Origin of the sequence: Metamycoplasma sualvi (assembly GCF_045276925.1) — a bacterium.
GTDB lineage: Bacteria > Bacillota_I > Bacilli_A > Mycoplasmatales > Metamycoplasmataceae > UBA710.
Genome location: NZ_CP174167.1, coordinates 638,165 through 661,661 on the forward strand (window position 1 = coordinate 638,165; position 23,497 = coordinate 661,661).

Here is a 23,497-nt window from a genome sequence, read left to right on the forward strand (position 1 = left end):
TTATTTTTTACCTTTTCCAATGTATTTACCTTCTTCAGTAGATACAATAATTATATCTCCTTGTTTAATAAACATAGGAACTTCTACTTCATAACCAGTCACTAAAACAACTTTTTTTTGTGGATTAGTTGTTGTATTACCTTTTACAGCATCAAAAGCTTCAGCAACTTCAATTTCAATATTTAAAGGGATTTCAATATCTAATATTTCATCTTCAAATTTTCTTACTTTAACTTTTGATCCTTCAATTAAAAAGTTTAATTCTCACTCTAAACGTTTTAAAGGAATTTCAATTTGTTCAAATGTTGCTTCATCCATTAATACTGCATTTTGTCCATCATTATATAAATAATTCATGGCAACTGTTTCAATATGAGCTTTTTGAACTTTTTCTCCACCTGTAAAAGATTTTATAGTTGTTGTACCACTTCTTAAATCTTTAACCTTAGCTTTAACATTAGCTTGTCCTCTTCCTTGTTTAGAATGTTGAGCTGTTAATACTACAAAAATACTTCCATCTAATTGAAAGGTAATTCCTGGTTTAAAATCATTAACACTTATCATAATATACCTACTTTCTTGATAATACTTTGTTACCTGTTGGAGTAACTAAAACATCATCTTCAATTCTAGCTCCACCTGTTCCTTCAATATAAATTCCAGGTTCTACCGTGATTATCATTCCTGGTTCTAATGTAATATCTGAAGTAGTAGAAACATATGGGAATTCATGAACATCTATTCCTAATCCATGGCCTGTTGAATGAACAAAGAAATCACCATATCCTTTTGATTTAATATAAGATCTACAAATTGAATCAATTTCACTTGCTTTAACACCTGGCTTAACAGCTTCTCTACCTAATCTTGCCGCTTCTTCTACAATATCTAAAATTTCTTTATATTTCGCATTTCCTTGATCTTCATAAATAAATGTTCTTGTTATATCGGCACAATATCCATTATATTTAGCTCCAAAATCAATTGTTACCATATCACCTTTTTTTAGTCGTTTATCTGATGAATGATGATGTGGTTCAGCAGTTGAATCATTAAATGCTACTATAGAATCAAAAGCTTCTTTTTCAGCACCTTTTCTTACCATGATATATTCTAATTTGTGTTGTAGTTCTTTTTCTGTTATCCCTTCTTTTAAATAAGATTTTAAAATCTCAAAAGATTCTAAAGAAATATCAATAGCTTTTTGAATATAATTTACTTCTTCATTTGATTTAATTATTCTAAATTTTTGGGCATTAATTGTTGTAATAGATGTTTTTGTTTCTTGTAGGATTTTTTTTAAAAAATCTCTTTTTTCAATTGTTAGATAATCTTCTTCAATTGCAATTTTTTTAAACTTTTTATCTATTAATCATTTTTGAAGAGAATCTTTTTTTAAAAGATTTACTTTAACATTCTTAGCATTATTTTTTGCATATTCAATATATCTACCATCAACAAATAATGTAGCTTCTTTATTAGATTCTATTATTAATCAACCATCTGATGTGCTAATGCCTGTATATCATTTTCTTGTTTGTTGTGACTCTGAAATTATTGCATCAGCTTTTTTTTCTTTTAAAGCATCAAATAATTTTTGAGAAACCATCTATTTTTTCTCCTTATGAGATGTATGTTTATTGCATCTATGACAATGTTTTTTCAAATCAATTTTTTCTACTGTATTCTTTTTATTTTTCTTTGTAATATAATTTTCCATTTTGCATTCTTCGCATCTTAATGTAATTCCTGTTGCTGGCATAATTAACTCCTTTAAAATTGAATTCTATGATATATTTTTTAATTACAATAATTATAAAATATTAATTATAAAAATAAACTAAAAACTGCCATTAATTAATAATTTATTTAAATATAAAAACATTCCAATTTTTACTATTATTCTTGTTCCAAAAGGACATCATAAAAGTTTAAATTTTCTTATTGATTGAAATTCTCCTTCTAATTTAATAAATTTTCTATCTTTTTTAGGAGTATTTTTCTTTAGATGCATCAATAAAGCCATTAAATACCCATTTAAATAAATATCTTTGTCAATCAATAAATGGTTGATAATTTTCATCATAATTTTTATTCTTTGTTCATTAAAGGGTTGAGTAGAGCTGGCCCCTTCTCTGTGATTTAGATAATAACCATATTCTTTTTTTATATAATAAAAATTTTCAGCAAGGTCAATAAATTTATTTCAAAGAATAATATCTTGATATGAAACTTTTTCTTCTAAATCATTTAATTGAGTAAATAGTTTTGTTTTAAAAAATTTACATAATGGGATTAATGAAGGAAATCTCATATATTTTTTAGCAATTATTTGATCTCCTTTATTTGGAATTAAATATCCTTTATGTATTCTAGACTTCTTTTTAATTTCGTAAAAACCTGTAAAAATTAGATCATAATTATTATCAATATGTTTTTTTAATTCTGCAAATAAATCTTCTTTATAATAATCATCCGCATCTAATATAGTTACATATTGAGAATTCAAATTTAAATTGTTCTTTGCAAAGTTAATTACTGATCCTCAATTCCCATTATTTTTTTTATGAAAATAAAAGTTGTTCAATTTATTTTTATTAATAAATTGTTCTACAATTTGTAAAGAATTATCTTGAGATCCATCATCTATTATAAATACATCACAAAAAGACTCTTGATTTTCTTGGTTTAATATTGAATTTAAAGCTGTTAAAATGTATTTTTCCATGTTATAACAAGGAATAATAATTGCTAAGGGTTTCATAATTATTTTTAAATTATATAAATTTTATTTAAATTCAGTTCAATTATAAAATTTCAAAAAGGTGTTGTGTTCTTTTATCATAGGCTTTTTAGCAATAATTAAAAGTAATATGTAAATAAAACTTATAAATAAAATTAATCAATTTGGATCTAAATTCAAATTTATGCTTAGTTTGATAAATTGAAACATATTAATCATAATATCTAAAATTAAATAATAATTATCTAAAGTTGGTTTAAGCCAAAAAAAGAAAAAAGTTAGAATATATGAAAATGATATTATTGGAGTGAAAAAAATATTGGATAATCAAGACAAAAAATTTATTTCATTATTTAGATAAATATTGAACATTGTTGACATTATTCAAGTAAAAATAATCATTTTAAGTTTTTTATATTTTAAATTTGCAAACGAATTTAATAATATTATTACAAATGTCATCAAAAATGTAAAAACAAAAGATAATGAATACACAATGTAAGGATTAATAAAAAAGAAAATAGACATTGTAATTGATAATAAATTTAATGTATGAAATTTTTTATGAAGAAATTTTTTATTTATAAAACATAGAAAACTAAAAATGAATGCCCTCATTGCTGCAATAGGCATACCTAAAATTAAAATATATAAAATCATGAATAAGTAAATTAAAAAATGAAAATATTTATTTTTGATTTTGAGATTTAAAAAAATTTTTTCAAAAATATATATGATGATATTAATATGAAAGCCAGATATTGTAAACAAATGAATTAATGAGATGTTTTGTAACTTAACCAAAATAATATCATTTTTAGGATACCTTTTTCCTAATAAAATAAGTGGAACATATCTAGAATAATATGCTCCACCATTAGATAAATAATTGAATATATCTTCTTTCATGGAATATTTATGACCAATAACTTGAATTAATGAATTTTCAGCAACATAATTAACATTTTTAGATTTTAAATATTTATAAAAGCTATTGTCTGAATTTATTTTAATGACATTTTTACAATTTATTTTTGCTATATCATATTGATTAATTATTTGATTTGTTTTTATAAAAATCTTCTTGTTTTCATAATTTACAATAATTCCATTACCAATTTTTTCAGATACTATCAAATTAGCATTTATTTCTTGAAGGGAATTTATATTATCTATATATAAAAACAATGCGAAAAATAAAATTAATATAGGTATAATGATTAAAAAAATTTTTCAAGATAAATAAACAATAAATAATGAGTTAACAATTGCTAAAAATATTCAAATAATTGTTTGACTTTTAATACATAGAAATAAAAAAATAAATTCTAAAATAATTAAAGTTCAAATTAAAAAAGATCAATTATATCTTTTAATTGAGCTAATGTAACTGGTCCAATGCCTTTTAAAGCTAAAATTTCTTCTCAAGTTGTAACTTCATTTTGTCTTCTATGATTAATTATTGTTTGAGCCACAGAATTTTTAATACCTAAATTTGTTAATTGCTCAACTGAATTTAAATCTTTTCACTTAATTTTTTTTATTGTTCCTACCTTATATGGAACAATAATGTCATAATCATAATCAATTATTTTTTCTAAATCCATAGAATCTAAATCAGCATTTGTTTGAACATTTGTTTGAAATAATATTTCTCTAACTTTTTTTGGTTTATTAAATTCATAAACTCCCGGATTATTTACAGCACCTTCTACATTAACTTGATAAGAAAAATTAATGGAATAGTTTTTTTTGTCATTTTGAACAATTTTATATATAGAATATGAAACAACACCTGCTGCTAATATCCCAAAACATGATAATAAAATTATTTTTTTTCTTATTTTTATAGATATCTCCTTTTTATCAGAAATATCACATCCAAATATTTAATTTAGTGCTTTATATTATATCATTTATAGTCTTTTATTTCTGTATTTAACAATAGGATTTATCTTTATCTTGAATAAAATTTTAAAAAATAAAAATACTACCATTCCTACAAAAGGAGAAATAATTAAAGTGGCAATTATTCCTAAAATGGTTAAAGCTAATGTGGGCAATGGAACAAACATTATTTGATTATCATAATCCAAAAAACCATATATTCATAAATGTTGTCCTGGGTATAATGAATCCTCTGTAAAATAAAAATTAAAATAAATTATTAAAGACAAAATGATAAAAAATGTTACATATAAAGAATTAATTCACAATATTTTTCAATCAAGGATTATTCTATTTCTAACAATAAATAGAAAAATCAATGACGTTGATGGAATAATAAAATGCACAAATAATGTTTTTAATGATTCATAAAAATTATATGAAAAAGATGTAAATCTAAATACAAACATAGAAAATAAACATAACAACATATAACTTGAAGAACAAAAAAACATATTTTGAACTATTTTATTTTGAGATAAACAACCATATAGCATTCCGGATATCACACAATATATATTTATATGAAATGTATAAAATACTAATTGATATCAATCTCCTAATGATTTTCTTAATGCATCTTGTTCTATGAAGCCGGAAACACCACTAGATCCTTTTTTGCCAATTCCATCATAAAAAATAAAAAAAAGAAGAATAATAAAATAAACAAAAGAAAACATAAAAATTGTTTTGTTGATAATAATTTCTTTTCTATTTAAACTCATATTAATTAATTTACATTAATTCCTTTATATTTTGTCAATTAGTATTATCAAATATTTGTATCGCAGATTCTGACATTAAAATTCTATATGTTAATTTATTTACATTGTCTTTCTGGAATTCTGAAATTTTTTCAATTGAGAAAATTCCTTCAATAGATTCTAATTTATGTAAATATATATCTAAATCTTCTTTTTGTTTTATTTCAAAAGTTATGTCTCTTTCTTTCAAAGGTGATGAATCAAATTCTATAAATTTATTTTTTGGTGAATAAATAGCATTTAATAAAATTTCTCCAAAAATAATATCTTTATCTAAAGATAATTTTGAGGGATGAATCTTTCCAATTCATCCTACTAATTTTCCTGATAAATATAATCCTGCATTGTAATTTGGATGAAGATCATCATTATTTAATGGAATTACTTGAAATTTTTGATTACTAATTAATTCAATATCTTTTTTTATTTCATTATATGTTTTTACAGTAGAAGCAATTATTAAAGATTCTTGATCATTAATCATTCCTTTATCAAATAAAGATAAAGATTTAATATTTTTTTTCAAATTATATTCAAACACATCTGCTATTGGTAGTGCAAGAGAATTTCTTATGGAATTATGATCCTCTGAAACATATGTTTTCAATTTTTTTACATCTTGAAATTGAAAAGGATTAAATCAATTTTTATTTTCACTTATTAATGTGTATGTCATTACTTGAGTATAAGATAAATATGTTATTTGTTTTTCTAATGAATTAAGAGACGAAGCATATAGAGATAATTGTGAGATCGGTTCAGCAGAAAAATTATTTAATCCATAAAATCTAAAAATTTCTTCTACAATATGTTGCATATTTTTTACATCATGACGAATAATAGGAATATTAATTTTATTTTTACTTATTTTAAAATCTAAAATTTCCAATGATTTTAAAGCTTTTTTATAATTTGTTTTTTCTCTAATATCAAATCCTGCATAATTATTTATATATTCTTCATCAAATTTAAAATTTAATTCTGTTTGATCAATCTCATTAATAAGTTGAGAGGTCTTAGAAAAATAATTATTAATAAAATTAAATGCTAATAAAATCATTCCATTAGAAATAACACGAGAATTATTGATAGAGCTATATGTAACTAATTTAGAATTTTTAGAATTTTCTCTTACTATTTTTTCATTGATTTGTGAAAATTCAAAAAACACATTTTGAGAATTATTAGAAGGTAAAAAATCTTTTATTACATCAACCCCTAATATAGATATGTTTTGTTTAGAATCATTCAAATATCAAATATCTTTTTCTTTTTTTATAGAAATATTATTAGATATTTTAGAACAATCAAATGCTCTTAATGAAACCCCTGTATAAATTAATGTTAAATTTGCAAAATTTATATATTTATTATCATCAATTTTAATATTAGATTTTAATAAAAGGAAAATATCTTGAATATCAATATTAAATTCATCTATTTGAACTTTCATTCCATTTAAAAAATTTTCATTATCTAATTTAATAGAAATATCACTTGCAATATATTCTTTTTTCTTCTCGGGAATTGGAATATATTTTGAATGAAAATATGCAGATAGTTCTTTAGCAAATGAATAATATGATTGAGCATCTGAACGATTAGATAATATAGAAACTTCAATAATATTATCATGCAATTGAAATAGGTCAATTGGATCTTTATTTAAATCAACTTTATCCAAAATCAAAATATTTTCATTCATATATTTGGTTAATAGTTCTGATTTAAATCCTAATTCAGGATATGAAATTAACATTCCTTCAGATGTTATATTAGCCATTTTCTTAGATTGGATTTCATTACCATTTAATTTTGAACCTGGAATAAAAGCAATTACATAATCATTAGATTTTACATTTTTAGCTGCTGTTTGAATTATTCTGATTTTATCTGCAAATTTAATTTCACATACTGTTAATTTCTCTGATTCAGGATTGGGATATGTTTTTAAAACATGCCCAAATTTAATGTTTTCTACAAAATTAAATTTAAAAACTTCTTCTACTTCAAATCCAATAGAATTAATTGCTTTTACTATTTCTTCTGTAGTGATTTTTTTATCTATATTTGCTAATTCTCTTAATTTATATTCTGAAAAAAACATATATCCCTCTTAATATCTAGTGTTATCTAAATTGTTTAATCATTCTTAAATCATTATTGAAAAATTCTCTAATATCTTTAATACCGTATTTAATCATAGCTAATCTTTCAATACCAATTCCACCTGCAATTCCTCTATATTTAGATGGTTCTTTGTATCCTGCTAATCTTAAAACTTCTTCATTAATCATTCCTGCACCCAATACTTCTATTCATTTATTTTTATATAAAATGTCTATTTCCATTGATGGTTCGGTGAATGGGAAAAATGATGGTCTCATTCTTATTTCAATTTCTTCTTCAAAAACATATGACAATAATGATTTAATTGTTCATATAAGAGATTGAATATTGTGTTTTCCAACTGATGCAAAATCTACTTGTGTAAATTGATGAGAATGTGTTTGATCGTCTTCATCATTACGATAAACTTTCCCTATTGTAAAATATGAAAATTCACAATTTTGATATCTTTCCAACATTCTTGCTGTAACTCCTGTATTATGAGTTCTCAACAAAATATTATCATTTAAATATAATGTGTCTTGCATATCTCTTGCGGGATGGTTTTTAGGTATATTTAATTGCTCAAAATTATAATAATCATTTTCTAATTCTAATGATTTTTCCTCCAAATAATTATTTTGAACAAATCATTCTCTTATTCTGTTAGATATTAAAAATATGGGATGAAAATTTGCAAATTGATTTGAATATTCATAGATATTGTTTTTATCATTTAATATTTTGTCCTTAATTTCATTTAATTTAATTTCTTGCATTTTTGCATCTAAAAGATTGTTTATATCATATTTTAAAGTTGATAATTGTTTTCCTAATTCAGCTTTTTCTTTAGAATCAGCATTTTTTATTTTTTGTTGCAAATCAAAAATAGGGCCTTTATCAGAAAAGATTTGACTTTTTATTAATTTATATTCTTCAAAATTTTTTATATTTTTAATTAAACTTTTATAGTCCATACACAATAAATATTATATATATTTAATAATATATATATTTTTTTAATTTATATTTTTTTGTATCACATAGAGGATCATGTTGTCTAACATATGATCAAAAATTTTGTGAATGATTATTATAATGGTGATGTGATAATTCATGAATTATGACATAGTCAATTATATCTGTTGAAAAAGATGCTAAATTAATTGAATAATAAATTATTTTTTTCTGAATATGATTTGTTGCTCAAGCAGTATTTTTATTTCTTATTTTAATTTCGTGTTCAGGGATATTCATTAATTTTTCAAAATTTTTTTGAGATTTCTCTAAATAAGAAAATAAAAGTTTTTGTCTATATTTATTTATTTGTTCAATTATTTTTTCTTTGCCCAAAAAATTTAATTTAACAATTCCATTATTATTAATTATTATTTTTTGTTTTTCCAAATCTAAAACATAATATATTTTAATTCCAAATAAATAAAATCATTCTTCTTGGAGATTGATTCAATTATTGTTATTTTTTTCTATAGAATATTTATGAAATTTTTCAAGATTAGCATCTAAAAATTCTATTAATAAATCATCCTTTGCTTTTGGAGGTATGGAAACTTCTATTTCATTTTTTGCATTAATTCTAATATTTAAGTTCTTCTTACTTTTTCTTTTTAAATAAAATGATATATCTTTATAACTATTCAATCCTTCTTTAAATTGTGAAAGTTTTTTCATTATATTCCTTAGTGAAAGAAAGTAATAATTCCTTATCTTTTTTATCGTTTGTTTGATGTTCTTTTAATTTTTCAAACATTTTTTCTATTTCATTTTTAGAAATTTTTGGAATTAAAGCTGTCATAATTCCTTCTAATGTTTGATTAATTTCATTTGATCTAATTACAACAACATGGCCTGGAACATTATTTATGTTTACTTCTTTACATGATATTGAATCAAAAATAATCAATGATACTGTTGGTAATTTAATATCTGTCATTTGAACAATATGATCAATATGTTTATTATTTTGCATTATAGGAGACTTAATCATATATTTATTTGTCCCAACTTCCTTAACTCATTCTTTTTCATTACCTGTTCCATATATTCTTTTAGCATTAATGTTTTTAACTTCTATACAAATTAAGGCTCTTGTTGTTAATAAAATACCATCAACTTCAAATATTTTATTTTTCCCATATTTATACATACTTGATGGAATATATAAAGCATCATTAATATTAGCTCATAGGCTAAGCTTTTCATTTATCATCATTTCTGTCATTTTACCTTTTTTAGATAATTCATTTTCTTTTGATCTCTTTTTAAATCAAAAAAATAGAATTACACCTAGTAATGCAAACATTATAATCAAAGAAAAAACAACACCAAAAATATATAATTCCATAATTTAAAAAATTTTAGCAATTTTTAAAATTTTTAATATAATTTTTTTTATTAATTCTCAAAAATATACAATATATTATTTATTTTTCAAATAAAATAATAAGTTATTCAAAAAAATATAAATTATATTAAATTAGAAAGGTAAAAAACATAAATGGCTAATATTAAATCAAAAATTAAAAGAATAAAAACTAATGAAAAATCTAGACAATACAATGCTGCAATGAAATCTAGAGTAAGAAAAGCTATTAAAAAAGCTAAAATTGCTATTATTAATAAAGATCCAAAAGCTAATGAATTAATTTCTTATGCTCACAAAATTATTGATACATCTGTTTCTAAAGGAGTTTTCCATAAAAATAATGGTGCTAGAAAAGCTTCAAGATTAGATGCTTATGCAAAGAAAAATATTAATGCTTAAAATTTTTTATATTCTTTAAAATTTATATTCATTTTTTGAATTCCTGAAATATCATAAATGGCTATTGATGAACCATCAGCAATTAAATTCATTGAATTTGCTCCTGAAAAAATAGAAGCAAATACTTTTAGATTAACTAAACTAGATGATTCAATATAATTTTGTTTTATGTTTAATGAGATTCTTTTCCCTTTATCAATTATTTTTGCAAAATAATTTTTTGCTTGATTTTTTTCAGGTTCTTGTATTTTTTCTAAAACATTATCATAATTATTTGCATCAAATTTAATTAAATTAGCAATTTGTGAAGAAATTCCTCCTATAAATTCTTCATTGATTACTATTCCATTCATTGTATTATTGCATATACTACAGCTTCAATTTACATGTTTATTTCCATTATTAGGTAAATCAATTCCTATTTTTGATTTTTCATTATCAGATAATGTATAAAAATCTTTTGTATTGTTGTTTTGAATATCATCTATATTAAAATCAAAATAATTTATAGGCGAATCTATTAAAATAGCTTTAGGTAGCAAATATAAATCAGTTGCTTGAATATTTTGGATTATATAATTATCATAATTTTGTTCTTGAGAACCAAACAACATCTTTCTAATTTTTGCATGATCAATATTAATATTTAAAATAGCATTTCCTTGTTGATTATTTCACACACCCCAAGAACTTTCAAAAGTTATAATATCATTTTTTTCAAATGAAATTGATGAATCACTAGTATCTATAGGAACAAAAAAATTTTCATCAGATACATTGTGATTAATGATCATATTTGTAGAATAATCACTTGTAATTTCCCGGAAAAGAAATTGTTTAATTTTAGACATAGACCAAATTTGTGATAATTTCTCATATTCAAAATCTAAAGATAATAAATAATATTTTTTTATTGTTTCATCAAACAATGAATAATAATAAACATCTTTTTCAGAACCTACATATTGGATTATATAACCATCTTGATTTATTATAATGTCTCCTAAATTAAAAATATAATTGTTATTACCATTAAAGAAAAATGTATTTTCATTTTGAAAACCTTTCTTTCATGAAATATTAACTTTAAAGTCATTATCATTAATTATTGGTGGTTGTATAATAACATTATCACTATTTTCTGGCGGAATTATTTCTTCTATATTTGGATTATCAAAGTTAATATCAGAAGATGAAGAACATGAAATTAAAAATGTAGGTAGTAATAAAATTGGACTAGCTAAAATAGTCAAATATTTTTTCTTTATATTCATAAATAGTATCCTTTTTAAAATTTTTAATTATTTATAAGTATTGTTTAAATTTAGATTTTGTATATAAGAATTTGGGTTAAAGAAATTATATCATATTTTGTAGTAAAATAATATTAATTCATATGTAAAAAATTAAATTAGGAGATATTTATGGATAAAAAGAAAAAAATAATTATTACTCTTGCTTTAATTTTTGTTGGATGATTAATTATATGAATTCCTGTTACTGCTTTTGCTATGCCATTTCCAATTGTAAAAGAAAAAAATCAAAATTCATCTTCTAATATTACTTTAAATGTTAATAAAATAGATGATAATAAAAATTAATTAAATAATATTACTTATTATATTAATATGTAATTTAGTATTTAATATTATAATAACTATTAATATGGCACAAAGAACTAGAAAGAATAATAAAAAAACAAAAAATAATACAAAAATCATTTTTGTTACAGGTGGAGTAATTTCAGGAATAGGTAAAGGTATTACAGCTTCATCTATTGGAAATATTTTAAAAGCAAGAGGTTTTAAAATATTTATGCAAAAATTGGATTGCTATCTAAATATAGATCCAGGTGTTCTTTCCCCTTATGAACATGGTGAAGTTTATGTTACTGAAGATGGAGGAGAAACTGACCTTGATTTAGGACATTATGAAAGATTTATAGATGAAACTTTAACAAAAGAATCTAACTATACTACTGGAAAAATTTATCAGAGAATATTTGAAAATGAACGCAAGGGAAAGTATAATGGTAAAACAGTACAAATGGTTCCTCATTTTACAAATGAAATAATGAAGATCATTAATTCTACTATTGAAAAAAATAAACCTGACTTTCTAATAGTAGAAATTGGTGGAACTATTGGTGATATTGAATCTTCACCATTTATTAAAGCAATTAGTGAATATAGTTTTAGAAATCCTGATACATGTTATTTTGTTCATGTTACTTATGTTCCTTGATTGAATGCTTCAAAAGAATTTAAAACCAAACCTACACAAAATTCTATTTCAATGCTTTTATCAGGTGGTATTAATCCTAATATGATTTTATTAAGATCTCAAAATCCTATAAATGAAGATATTATTGACAAAATATCTAATTTAAGTTATATTAAAAAAGAATGTGTTATTTCAGTTTATGATTTTGATTCAGTGTATAGAGTTCCTCTATACTTAGAATCTCAAGGAGTTTGTGAACGTATTTTAGAATTTTTCTCAATTAAACCAAGAAAATCTAACTTTAAGGATTGAGAACAATTTGTTAATAAATTAGTTGAGCCTAAAAAGAATAATATTAATATTGCAATGATAGGAAAATACATTGAATTAGAAGATGCTTATAAATCTATTAAAGAAGCTTTATTTATTAGTGGTATCTATGAAAATGCTAATATCAATTTTGATTGAATATCAGCAGAAAGTATTGAAGAAAAAAATATTGCATTAAAATTAAGAGATATTGATGGTGTTGTAATATTACCTGGGTTTGGTAAAAGAGGTTTTGAAGGAAAAGTAACTGCTGTTAACTATACAAGAAAAAATAATATTCCTACTCTAGGTATTTGTTTTGGAATGCAAGCAATGACTATTAATCAAGCAAGATTAAAAGGAATTAAAGATGCTACTTCAAGTGAAATTAGTGATAAGGGTACTTTTGTTTTAGATATTATTGTTGGAAAAGACAAAGAAAATATAGGTGGAACTTTAAGATTAGGTGCTGATACTATTTGTTTAAAAGATAATTCACAAATTAAAAGAATATATGAAGAAAGCGAAATTAGTGAAAGAAGTCGTCATCGTTATGAAGTAAATCCTAAATATATAAGTAAAATAGAAGATAAAGAATTTAAATTCACAGGTTATAATAAATCAAAAAATTTAATTGAGGTTTGTGAATTGGAAAATCATCCTTTTTACATTGGAGTTCAATATCATCCAGAATTTAATGCAAAACCTTTAAGACCTTCTAAATTATTTAGTGCTTTTATTAAAAGTATTATAAAAATTAAAAATTAATCCTTTATAGGATTTTTTTATATAAAAAAGGGATAAAAAAATCTAATGATAGATGCTGGATTTTTAAATATAAATAATATAAAAATGATACAATGCATAAAGTTATATGAAAAATTTATTATATCTATTAATATCAATTGTTTGAACTTTTATTATTGCTTTTAATGTTTTAACATTTATAAATTTGCAATTGTGAAATACTTCACAAAATAATATTGCAAATTTAACTATTGCAACAATTTTTCTTGTTATTAATTTGATTTTTATTACTATCTTATTTTGTAATTCAATAAAAGATTTTATTTTTGTTTTGTATTTTCATTTATATTTAAAAAAGAAATTAAGACAAAATACAAAAAATAAAAATAATTTACTTGTAAAAAAGAATTCTAAAGTTTTATTGTTGTATACAACATGTAATGACTTTGATCCTGAAAGTTTATTAGCATCTTCTAATCAAAACTATTCAAATTATGAGGTTTATATTCTAGATGATTCATATGATAAAAAATATATTGATAAAATAAATCAATTTGCAAAAGAAAATCCTTGAATAAAAGTAATAAGAAGAAAAGATAGAAAAGGTTTTAAAGCAGGAAATATAAATAATTTTTTGCAAAATTATAATATTAATTACGACTATTTTGTTTTATTAGATAGTGATGAAATAATTCCGGATGATTTCATTACAAAAACATTAAATTATTTTAATAATAATCATGTAGGAATTGTGCAAGCTAATCACAAAGGAACGAGAGGAAAAAATCTATTTAGTAATATAGCTCAATTAGGTATTTATCCATCATGAACAACTTTTATTTCTGTTAAAAATAAATATGGGATTGTTACTTTAAATGGTCATGGAGCAATGATATCTAAAGAGTGTTACGAAATGTCAGGAGGATTCCCAGAAATAGTTGCAGAAGATTTGGGTTTTACTATTAATTCAGTAAATGCTGGTTATCAAATTGTTTTTGCTAATGATATTATATGTGAAGAAGTTTTTCCTATTGATTATCTTGCTTTTACAAAAAGAGCAATTAAATGAACACAAGGTAATGTTGAATTTTGTAAAAAATATATTTTTAAAATTTTTAAATTAAAAATACCATTTTTTAAAAAAGTAGATTTGTGATTATCAGTTACATCTCTTTCATTAAGTGTTTTATCAATATTTATTCTTATCATTAATTTTGCAATTTTATATCCTATAGGATTTAATTATAAAAATATGCATTGATCTTTATGGGTTGAATTAGTTTTAATGATTATTCTTATAATTACCCCATTTATTAATGATTTTATTTTTTTTTTTAAAAAGATTAATTTTTTTAAGTTATTATTTTATATCTTATTTTGTGCTTTGTTATATACTTCAACAATTGTTTGTTCAATTAAAACTTTAATTTTATCTTTATTAGGAAAAAAAGCAAAATTTATTATTACTCCAAAATTTGAATCAAAATATACTATTTGAGATGCTATCAAATTTAATTGATTGGAAATAATAGTAGCTACTATTTTACTTGTTGCAATAGTAATTATTCATTTATATTTACCTGAATATAAAATAGTTGGAACTATCATATTATCAATATTATCTATTTCATTATATTCAACAATTTTTTTAACTTTAATCAGCAATAAATTTGTAAAGATATCTATATAAATTTCTATTAATTGATATTATTTAACCTTTTGTAATTATTTATTATCAAATTCTTAATAATAAATTGGAATTAAATGTAAAAAATGATGAACTACAAAGTTATCATTTTAAATTTATTAATATTATTCAAATCTTTTAATTAAAAATCAATATCTTTAACATATTTTGCATTTTCTTCAATAAACTCACGTCTAGGTTCTACATCATCACCCATTAAAATAGTAAATACTTGATCTGCAATAGCTGCATCTTCTATTTGTACTTGCAACATTTTTCTTGCATTTGGATCCATTGTAGTTTCTCAAAGTTGTTCTGGATTCATTTCTCCTAACCCTTTATATCTTTGAATAGAAATTTTTTGATTTGGATTTTGATCCTCAATTCTTTTTACAATTTCATCTTTTTGTTCATCATTATAAGCATATTCAAAAGTTTTTCCATAACTTATTTTGAATAAAGGAGGTTGAGCTATATAAACAAATCCATATTCAATTAATGGTTTTAAATAACGATAGAAGAAAGTTAATAATAATGTTCTAATATGAGAACCATCAACATCAGCATCGGTCATAATAATGATTTTATGATATCTTAATTTATTAACATTAATTTCTGCTCCAACCCCTGTTCCTAATGCAGTAATAATTGAAGCTATTTCTGCATTTTCGAAAACCTTATCAATTCTTGCTTTTTCAGCATTGATTACTTTACCTCTTAAAGGTAAAATAGCTTGAGTTTCACGATCACGTCCCATTTTAGCTGATCCACCAGCTGAATTCCCTTCGACAATATATAATTCAGAAATTTCAGCATTTTTTGATGAACAATCTGCTAATTTCCCTGGCAATGCATTACCATCAAATAATGATTTTTTTCTTGTTGTTTCTCTTGCTGTTGTTGCTGCAAAACGTGCTCTTTGAGCAAGAATTGCTTTTTCTACTATTTGTTTAGCTTGTTCTGGATTTTCAGCTAAAAATCTTTCTAGAGCTTGAGATAGAGTTTTATTAACAGCAAAACGAGCATCTTTATTACCTAATTTAGATTTTGTTTGACCTTCAAAAATAGGATCAACATGTTTTACAGAAATAATAGCTATTAAACCTTCTTTAACATCTTCACGTGTTAGTTTTTCTTCTTCAGTTTTAAATAATTTAAATTGACCTGCATAATTATTTAATATTCTAACTAAAGCATCAGTAAAACCTTGCTCATGAGTTCCACCTTCAATAGTAGAAATATTATTAGCATATGAAACTACATTAGGTTGATATCCTTTATTATATTGCATTGCAACTTCTACTAATACATTACCAGCATCACCTTTTACTGATCCTTCAGCATAAATGATTTCATCATGAATTAACAACTTACCACGATTTAATTCACGAACATATTCTACAATACCACCTTCAAAAAAGAATTCTTTTTTTACTGGTTTTTCATTTCTGTGATCTGTAACAATAATAGTAATCCCTTTATTTAAATAAGCAATTTGTTTTGCTCTATCAGCAATTACAACAAAATCAAATTCATTAGGTTCCATGATTGTAAAATCAGGAGAAAAAGAGATTTTAGTTCCTGTATCATTGTGTTCTACTTTATCAATTACTTTAATTTGATCTACTCTTTTTCCACCATTTTGGAATTCCATAAAATGTAATTTACCATCTCTTTTTACTCAAACTTTTAAATGTTTACTTAAAGCATTAACAACTGAAGCTCCAACTCCATGAAGCCCTCCAGATACTTTATAAGTTTCAGAATCAAATTTTCCTCCAGCATGTAATACAGTTAAAACTGTTTCTACTGTTGAAAGACCTGTTTTAGAGTGAATATCTGTTGGTATTCCTCTACCATTATCACTTATTGTTACATAACCATCTTTTTCTAAATCAATTGTTACAACAGATGCGAAACCCGCCATTGCTTCATCAATGGAATTATCAACAATTTCTCATACTAAATGATGTAAACCTTTTTTGCTTGTAGTACCAATGTACATACCTGGTCTTTTTCTTACAGGTTCCAATCCTTCTAAGACTTGAATACTATTTGCTGAATATTGATCTGACATACATCCTCTTTTGTAATTTCGATTAATTTAAAAATAAATTTTATATATATAAATATATATAAAATTATAACAATTTTTAATATAAAAAAAAATAAGATAAAAATCTTATTTTTCTTTTATTAATTAATTTTTAATAATATCTAAAATAAAATTAATTTATTTTTGGGATGTTTCTTATTCTAATGAACTGTCAAATAAGGTTTCTTCTTCACTTGATGAATTATCTTTTTTAACTTTTTTATCTTTTTTAGCTTCTTTATCTTTTTTATCTTCTTTATCTTTTTTTGTTGATTTAGAGTTTTCTATTTCAACTGTTGTTGATTTAGATTTTTTTGATTCAACTTTTGTTGATTCAGATTTTTCTTCTTCAACTTTTGTTGATTTAGAGTTTTCTATTTCAACTACACTACTTGTATTTGTGCTTGCATTTACATCTTGAATTGCTTCAACACCTGGCAACGGTGAACCTTCAAGCATTGCTAAGCAAGCTCCACCACCTGTTGAAATGTGTGAGAATTTTGATTCTAATCCTAAAGAAACAATAGCTGCAACACTATCTCCACCACCTACAATTGTGTAAGCTCCTGACAGAGATCCAATTGCTTTAGCAATTTCTTCTGTCCCTACTGAATAGTAGCTAAATTCACATACTCCTAAAGGACCATTTCAAATTACAGTTTTAGCTCCTTCTATCATTTTTTTGAATAATTGAATAGATTTAGGACCTATATCTAATCCCATGTATCCATCAGGAATTTCTAATGAATTTTTATTATTGTAAATAGGTTTGGTGTTTTCAAATTTACGTGATAAAGCAGCATCTATAGGTAGCACTAATTTATCAGCATATTTTTTTAAGTATGATTTAGCTAATTCAATTTGATCCATTTCTACTAAAGAATTACCAATTGATAATCCTTGAGCTTTTCAAAATGTAAATGCCATACCACCACCAATGATAACTTTATCTACATTTTTAATTAAATGTTCAATTGTTTTAATTTTATCTGATACTTTAGCTCCACCAATAATTGCAATAGCAGGTCTTGGAGGATTTGTAATAGCTTTTGTAATTTTAGTTAATTCATCATCAACTAAATATCCAATTGCTGATTCTTTGATATTTGATGCAATTCCCACATTAGATGCATGTGCTCTATGTGCTGTTCCAAATGCATCATTGATAAATACATCACCTAGTGAGGCTCAGAATTTTCCTAATTTTGGATTATTTTTTGACTCAGCTTTACCATTTAAATCTTCTCATCTTGTATTTTCTAACATGATGATTTGTCCTGGTTCCATATTTTTTACAGCTTCTTTAACTTCAGGACCTGTTGGTTGAGGAACAAAAGTAACTTTTTTTCCTAATAATTTGCTTAATTCTGTAGCAACTGGTTTTAAAGATTTTTTAGCTTTATCAGCTTCTTCTTTAATTCTTCCTAAATGTGATAATAGAATCACTTTAGCATTTGCTTCTAATGCTTTATTAATTGTTGGTAAAGCAGCTACTATTCTTTTGTTGTTAGTAATTTTTCCATCTTTAATTGGAACATTAAAATCAACTCTAATAATAACTTTTTTGTTTGCAAGATCTAATTGATCTATTCTTTTTTTATTGTTCATAAAAACACCCTTTATTTCTAAATTAAAATTCAGATCTTATTGTATAACTTTTGTAACTGAACCTGCTCCAACAGTTCTTCCACCTTCTCTAATTGAGAATTTTGTACCTTCTTCAATAGCTACTGGATAAATTAAATCTACAACTAAATTTACATTGTCTCCTGGAGTAACCATTTCTGTACCAGCAGGAAGTTCAATTCCTCCTGTAACATCTGTTGTTCTAAAGTAGAATTGAGGTTTATAGTTTTTGAAAAATGGTGTATGACGTCCACCTTCTTCTTTTTTAAGAGCATAAACTGCAGCTTCAAATTTTTTATGAGGAACAATTGTTCCTGGTTTAGCTAATACTTGACCTCTTTCGATATCTTCTTTAGCAACCCCTCTTAATAATAGACCAGCATTATCTCCAGCCATAGCAGCGTCAAGATTTTTTCTGAACATCTCAATTCCTGTAACAACTGTTTTTTTAGTTGGTTTAATACCTACAATTTCAACTTCTTCATTTAATTTTAATGTTCCACGTTCTACTCTACCTGTAGCAACTGTACCACGTCCTGTAATTGTGAAAACATCTTCTACAGCCATTAAGAATGGTTTATCTGATTCTCTAGCTGGTGTATCAATGTAAGAATCAATTGCATCCATTAATTCAAAGATTTTTGCTTCATAATTTGCATCACCTTCAAGAGCTTTTAAAGCTGAACCTTTAATAATAGGAGCATTATCACCATCAAAACCATATTCAGATAATAATCCTCTAACTTCTAATTCAACTAATTCTGTAATTTCGGCAGCTTCTTCTGGTGATCCTAACATATCAATTTTGTTTAAGAAAACAACAATTTTTGGTACCCCAACTTGTTTTGATAACAAGATGTGTTCTCTTGTTTGAGGCATAGGTCCATCTGTTGCAGCAACAACTAAGATAGCACCATCCATTTGTGCAGCTCCTGTAATCATGTTTTTAACATAATCAGCATGTCCTGGACAATCAACGTGTGCATAGTGTCTTTTTTCTGTTTCATATTCAATATGTGATGTGTTAATTGTTATCCCACGAGCTTTTTCTTCAGGTGCATTATCAATTGAAGCATAATCTTTAGCTTCTGCTAATCCTTTTTTTGCTAATGTTGAAGCAATAGCTGCTGTTAATGTTGTTTTCCCGTGGTCAACGTGACCAATTGTTCCAATATTAACGTGAGGCTTGCTTCTATCAAAATTTTCTTTTGCCATATTTTAATCTCCTTTTAATTTACTTATTTTTTCTTTCTTGAAATTTTCATTTTGCTTAATGCAGATTTTTTAGATACTTCTGCTTTTTTTGATGAAGATTTACATGAATCACAATGTACATGTCATCCAATGTTGTGGAATGCTTTAGCACCTAAGAATACTGCAACATCTCCTAATTCTTCTTCAATAGCTAATAATCTATTATATTTAGCAATTCTATCTGTTCTTGACATTGATCCTGTTTTAATTTGACCAGTATTTAAAGCAACAGATAAGTCAGCAATTGTTGTATCTTCTGATTCTCCTGAACGATGTGAAACAATTGCTGTCATTCCTGATTTATGAGCTAATTCAATAGTATCTAATGTTTCAGATAATGTTCCAATTTGATTTAATTTAATCAAAATTGAATTGATTGTTTGTTTTTTAACAGCTTCAGCTAAAATTGCTTTATTTGTAACTGTTAAGTCATCACCCATAATTTGTTTTGTTGATCCAAATTTGTCATTCATTTCTTTGAATCCATCTCAATCTTGTTCTGCAAATCCATCTTCAACAGAAATGATTGGGAATTTTTTAAATAATTCATCATAGTATTCAATTAATTCTGATGATGTAAAGACAGTTTTAGATTTTAAATTCTCAAATCCTGGTCTTTTTTCTTGAATAGCTTTTTGTAATTTTCCAAAAGTATATTTTTTAGTTTTAACATCATATAATTCTGATGATGCTGCATCCATTGCAATTGCAACTGCTTTTTCACCTTTAAGAGCAGGCACATAACCAGCTTCTTTAATTGCTTTTACTAAAAATTCTAAAGCTTCTTCATGAGATTTTAAGTTAGGAGCAAACCCACCTTCATCTCCTACTTGAGTTCCATGTCCTGCTTTTTTCAATAATTTAGCTAATGTATGGAAAACAAAGTTTGCCATTTGTAAAGCTTCTCTAAAAGTTTTAGCTCCAACTGGCATAATCATGAATTCTTGAAAATCTAAAGTATTTGATGCATGTTCTCCACCATTAATAACATTTAACATTGGTAGAGGTAATACTCTTGCATTTGTTCCACCAATATATCTGTATAATGGCATTCCTAATTCATCTGCTGCACATTTTGCAACTGCCAATGAAACTCCTAGAATAGCATTAGCACCCAATTTTGATTTAGTTGGTGTACCATCTAATTTAATCATTAATTCATCAATTAATCTTTGATCTGTTACGTCCATTCCAATTATTTCAGGAGCGATTTTTTCATTAACATTATCAACCGCTAACATAACACCTTTTCCACCAAATCAATTATTTTTATATTTAGCAGAATTTTGATCTCTTAATTCTAAAGCTTCTCTTGTTCCTGTTGAAGCACCTGAAGGAACAATGGCTGTTCCAAATCCTCCAAATTCTGATTGAACTTCAACTTGTACTGTAGGGTTCCCACGAGAATCTAAAACTTCTCTTGCATGAACACTAATAATTGCTGACATTTTTTCTCCTCATTTTCGTTTTTGATTTTTTATATATTAATTATATTATTTTACATTGAAAATCAAATACATATTTTAAAAAAATCAAAATTTTTACACATTTATTTTAATTTATATGTTTGTAATAATTAAATCAAGATAATTTAATTAATATATTATTTTAAATTAGAGATTTAAAATTAATTAGATATAAATAAATATCATTATAAAAAAATATGTAAAATAGAACTAATTCTATATTTAATAAATTTGGGGTGAAAAATGGCTTCATATATTGTTAAAAGTAAACATATAGACCTTTCAAAGGAAGCAAATAATAAATATTCAATAGGTAAATTCTATTCAGGAGATAGATTTTATACATTATTAAATGAATATATAGATTTAAATTTAAAAAAGCAAAACATTTTTGTTGCTTGAGTTATAAATGTATTATTTAAATCAAGTAACTTTAAACATGATCCTGCAATTGCAAATGGATATCCTTTATCTGTTAAACTTTTTGATTGATTTTGTATTGGTTGTTTAATTGCTTTTATATGTTTGGTAGGAACTGGTTCTATTGCACCTTTAATTACACAAGCTATTACCGGTAATCTGACAGCAGGAGTTAATATTTTAGGACATTTATCAATACCTGCATTAATTATTGCAATTCCAGCAATATTTTGATTATGAATGTACTTTACTATTAGAAAGAAAAATCAACCTTTAACTCTTCAAGAATTTGTTGAGAAGAAGATTTCTTATTGCCTTAAATTAAGATTTTTAATAAAAAACATTGAAATTAAAGTTCCATCAAAAGAAGCTCAAGAAATTATTATTCTAGAGAATTTTGAAGCACAAGGTGCATGAGCTTCTTCACAAAGTGTACAAGTTCCTAGATGATTAAATATTCAAATGATTAATTTAATTTGTTCTATTTTTCCTCATTTCAACTACATTTTTAAATTTGATGAATTAACCGATGATGAATATAAAGATTTATCATCTATTGTTAACTATGATTTTAGAAATTTAGATTTGATTCCATATAATGATGTTGAAATAAATAATTGAGCGCCAAAAAAGAAAACAAAATGAGCACCAAGAAAGAAAGCAAGCACCAAGAAAAAAAGCAAAAAAATTAATTAAATAATTCTTTTATAGTCATATTATTTTTATGTAATCATTTATCAATAATGTTTTCATTATTGATAAATGAATCTTATAATATACTCAATTATTAATAAAAATTTCTAAACATTCTGTAGGAAATTGATAATTAAATGATTCTGGTATTTTGCTATTAATTAAACAAAACAACTTAATATAAATTTGCATTTAATTTATTATTAATATTAGATAATAAAATTTATTTGCAAAAACATTATTTTCAAGATTATTTAATATAATGTTTAATGAATTATTTGAAGAACAATTTGCTATATTTGATGAAAATCATCCTAATTGTTTTTTTTATAGTAAAAAATTTTTAATGAAGTTGAAACAAAATTTTTATCAACAGCAACACCTGAATCACTAATTAATAAATAATCATATTTCACTTTTACATGTTTTAAAAAATAATTTAGATTATCAGCTTTAGATTTAAAATCATTATCCATAATATACAATTTAACTTTATATTTTTTAGCAAATCATTTAATTCTTTTAATGTGTTTATCATTTTTTTCACCCACAGAAATTCAATATTCTACATTTTGATAAGTTTGTTGCATATTTTGTAATAATCTTGATTCCATAAAATCATTTTAAGT

The 23,497-nt window shown here is 23.9% G+C and carries 21 protein-coding genes and 1 pseudogene; 5 read left to right on the forward strand and 17 right to left on the reverse strand.

From position 1 onward, the window contains the following. The 11 genes from efp to ACJA29_RS03160 all read right to left on the reverse strand — a co-directional run bounded on the left by efp (window position 1) and on the right by ACJA29_RS03160 (window position 9,928). Window positions 1-564, reverse strand: coding sequence for an elongation factor P (efp, locus tag ACJA29_RS03110; protein WP_406602434.1), 564 nt, complete (start codon window positions 562-564; stop codon window positions 1-3). A gap of 7 nt (window positions 565-571) precedes the next feature. Then, on the reverse strand, window positions 572-1,609 hold the full coding sequence (locus ACJA29_RS03115) for an aminopeptidase P family protein (protein ID WP_406602435.1): 1,038 nt from the start codon (window positions 1,607-1,609) through the stop codon (window positions 572-574). Then, window positions 1,610-1,762 carry a 50S ribosomal protein L33 gene (rpmG, locus tag ACJA29_RS03120; RefSeq protein WP_406602436.1) on the reverse strand — a complete coding sequence of 51 codons (153 nt, stop codon included), beginning with the start codon at window positions 1,760-1,762 and terminating at the stop codon, window positions 1,610-1,612. Window positions 1,763-1,840: 78 nt separating this feature from the next. Continuing rightward, complete coding sequence (locus ACJA29_RS03125) at window positions 1,841-2,764, reverse strand: glycosyltransferase family 2 protein (protein WP_406602437.1); 924 nt, start codon at window positions 2,762-2,764, stop codon at window positions 1,841-1,843. A 24-nt stretch (window positions 2,765-2,788) separates the two neighbouring features. After that, window positions 2,789-4,171 carry an MAG0480 family ComEC-like protein gene (locus tag ACJA29_RS03130; protein ID WP_406602438.1) on the reverse strand — a complete coding sequence of 461 codons (1,383 nt, stop codon included), beginning with the start codon at window positions 4,169-4,171 and terminating at the stop codon, window positions 2,789-2,791. Continuing rightward, entirely contained in the window at window positions 4,093-4,632 is a 540-nt protein-coding gene (locus ACJA29_RS03135) for an MAG0490 family ComEA-like DNA-binding protein (protein WP_406602979.1), read from the reverse strand. The genes ACJA29_RS03130 and ACJA29_RS03135 overlap by 79 nt, the downstream gene beginning before the upstream one ends. Window positions 4,633-4,659: 27 nt before the next feature. Continuing rightward, window positions 4,660-5,415 (reverse strand): hypothetical protein, encoded by a 756-nt coding sequence (locus ACJA29_RS03140; protein ID WP_406602439.1) that lies wholly within the window; start codon window positions 5,413-5,415, stop codon window positions 4,660-4,662. Window positions 5,416-5,425: 10 nt separating this feature from the next. Beyond that, the gene (locus ACJA29_RS03145) at window positions 5,426-7,561 is read right to left on the reverse strand and encodes a phenylalanine--tRNA ligase subunit beta (RefSeq protein WP_406602440.1); all 2,136 of its coding nucleotides are present in this window, start codon (window positions 7,559-7,561) and stop codon (window positions 5,426-5,428) included. A gap of 22 nt (window positions 7,562-7,583) precedes the next feature. Then, window positions 7,584-8,540 (reverse strand): phenylalanine--tRNA ligase subunit alpha, encoded by a 957-nt coding sequence (gene pheS, locus ACJA29_RS03150; RefSeq protein WP_406602441.1) that lies wholly within the window; start codon window positions 8,538-8,540, stop codon window positions 7,584-7,586. Window positions 8,541-8,562: 22 nt separating this feature from the next. Next, window positions 8,563-9,255 carry a YgjP-like metallopeptidase domain-containing protein gene (locus ACJA29_RS03155; protein WP_406602442.1) on the reverse strand — a complete coding sequence of 231 codons (693 nt, stop codon included), beginning with the start codon at window positions 9,253-9,255 and terminating at the stop codon, window positions 8,563-8,565. Further along, a complete protein-coding gene (locus ACJA29_RS03160; RefSeq protein WP_406602443.1) occupies window positions 9,233-9,928 on the reverse strand; it encodes a nuclease-related domain-containing protein in 696 nt (231 codons plus the stop codon). The genes ACJA29_RS03155 and ACJA29_RS03160 overlap by 23 nt, the downstream gene beginning before the upstream one ends. 153 nt (window positions 9,929-10,081) lie before the next feature. Between ACJA29_RS03160 and rpsT the strand changes: the two genes are divergently transcribed. Next, window positions 10,082-10,348: a 30S ribosomal protein S20 gene (gene rpsT / locus ACJA29_RS03165; protein WP_406602444.1), complete on the forward strand. Its 267-nt coding sequence runs from the start codon at window positions 10,082-10,084 to the stop codon at window positions 10,346-10,348. On the opposite strand, the gene ACJA29_RS03170 is transcribed toward rpsT, so the two are convergent. Then, the gene (locus tag ACJA29_RS03170) at window positions 10,345-11,622 is read right to left on the reverse strand and encodes a hypothetical protein (RefSeq protein WP_406602445.1); all 1,278 of its coding nucleotides are present in this window, start codon (window positions 11,620-11,622) and stop codon (window positions 10,345-10,347) included. The genes rpsT and ACJA29_RS03170 overlap by 4 nt on opposite strands. A gap of 150 nt (window positions 11,623-11,772) precedes the next feature. On the opposite strand from ACJA29_RS03170, the gene ACJA29_RS03175 reads away from it, so the two are divergent. From ACJA29_RS03175 to ACJA29_RS03185, 3 genes are all read left to right on the forward strand, one after another. Further along, complete coding sequence (locus tag ACJA29_RS03175) at window positions 11,773-11,949, forward strand: hypothetical protein (protein ID WP_406602446.1); 177 nt, start codon at window positions 11,773-11,775, stop codon at window positions 11,947-11,949. A gap of 64 nt (window positions 11,950-12,013) precedes the next feature. After that, on the forward strand, window positions 12,014-13,648 hold the full coding sequence (locus ACJA29_RS03180; protein ID WP_406602447.1) for a CTP synthase: 1,635 nt from the start codon (window positions 12,014-12,016) through the stop codon (window positions 13,646-13,648). Between the two features lie 106 nt (window positions 13,649-13,754). Further along, the gene (locus ACJA29_RS03185) at window positions 13,755-15,317 is read left to right on the forward strand and encodes a glycosyltransferase (protein WP_406602448.1); all 1,563 of its coding nucleotides are present in this window, start codon (window positions 13,755-13,757) and stop codon (window positions 15,315-15,317) included. A gap of 139 nt (window positions 15,318-15,456) precedes the next feature. Here the strand turns inward: ACJA29_RS03185 and gyrB are convergent, their stop codons facing one another. The 4 genes and pseudogenes from gyrB to eno all read right to left on the reverse strand — a co-directional run bounded on the left by gyrB (window position 15,457) and on the right by eno (window position 21,737). Continuing rightward, the gene (gyrB, locus tag ACJA29_RS03190; protein WP_406602449.1) at window positions 15,457-17,391 is read right to left on the reverse strand and encodes a DNA topoisomerase (ATP-hydrolyzing) subunit B; all 1,935 of its coding nucleotides are present in this window, start codon (window positions 17,389-17,391) and stop codon (window positions 15,457-15,459) included. A gap of 432 nt (window positions 17,392-17,823) precedes the next feature. Beyond that, window positions 17,824-19,017, reverse strand: a pseudogene (locus tag ACJA29_RS03195) (phosphoglycerate kinase); the annotation flags it as partial. 36 nt (window positions 19,018-19,053) lie between these two features. Continuing rightward, entirely contained in the window at window positions 19,054-20,250 is a 1,197-nt protein-coding gene (tuf, locus tag ACJA29_RS03200) for an elongation factor Tu (protein ID WP_406602450.1), read from the reverse strand. 23 nt (window positions 20,251-20,273) lie between these two features. After that, window positions 20,274-21,737, reverse strand: coding sequence for a phosphopyruvate hydratase (gene eno, locus ACJA29_RS03205; protein ID WP_406602451.1), 1,464 nt, complete (start codon window positions 21,735-21,737; stop codon window positions 20,274-20,276). Window positions 21,738-21,998: 261 nt separating this feature from the next. On the opposite strand from eno, the gene ACJA29_RS03210 reads away from it, so the two are divergent. Next, on the forward strand, window positions 21,999-22,871 hold the full coding sequence (locus ACJA29_RS03210; protein ID WP_406602452.1) for a hypothetical protein: 873 nt from the start codon (window positions 21,999-22,001) through the stop codon (window positions 22,869-22,871). Window positions 22,872-23,182: 311 nt separating this feature from the next. On the opposite strand, the gene ACJA29_RS03215 is transcribed toward ACJA29_RS03210, so the two are convergent. Continuing rightward, a complete protein-coding gene (locus ACJA29_RS03215; protein ID WP_406602453.1) occupies window positions 23,183-23,482 on the reverse strand; it encodes a hypothetical protein in 300 nt (99 codons plus the stop codon). Window positions 23,483-23,497 lie beyond the last annotated feature (15 nt).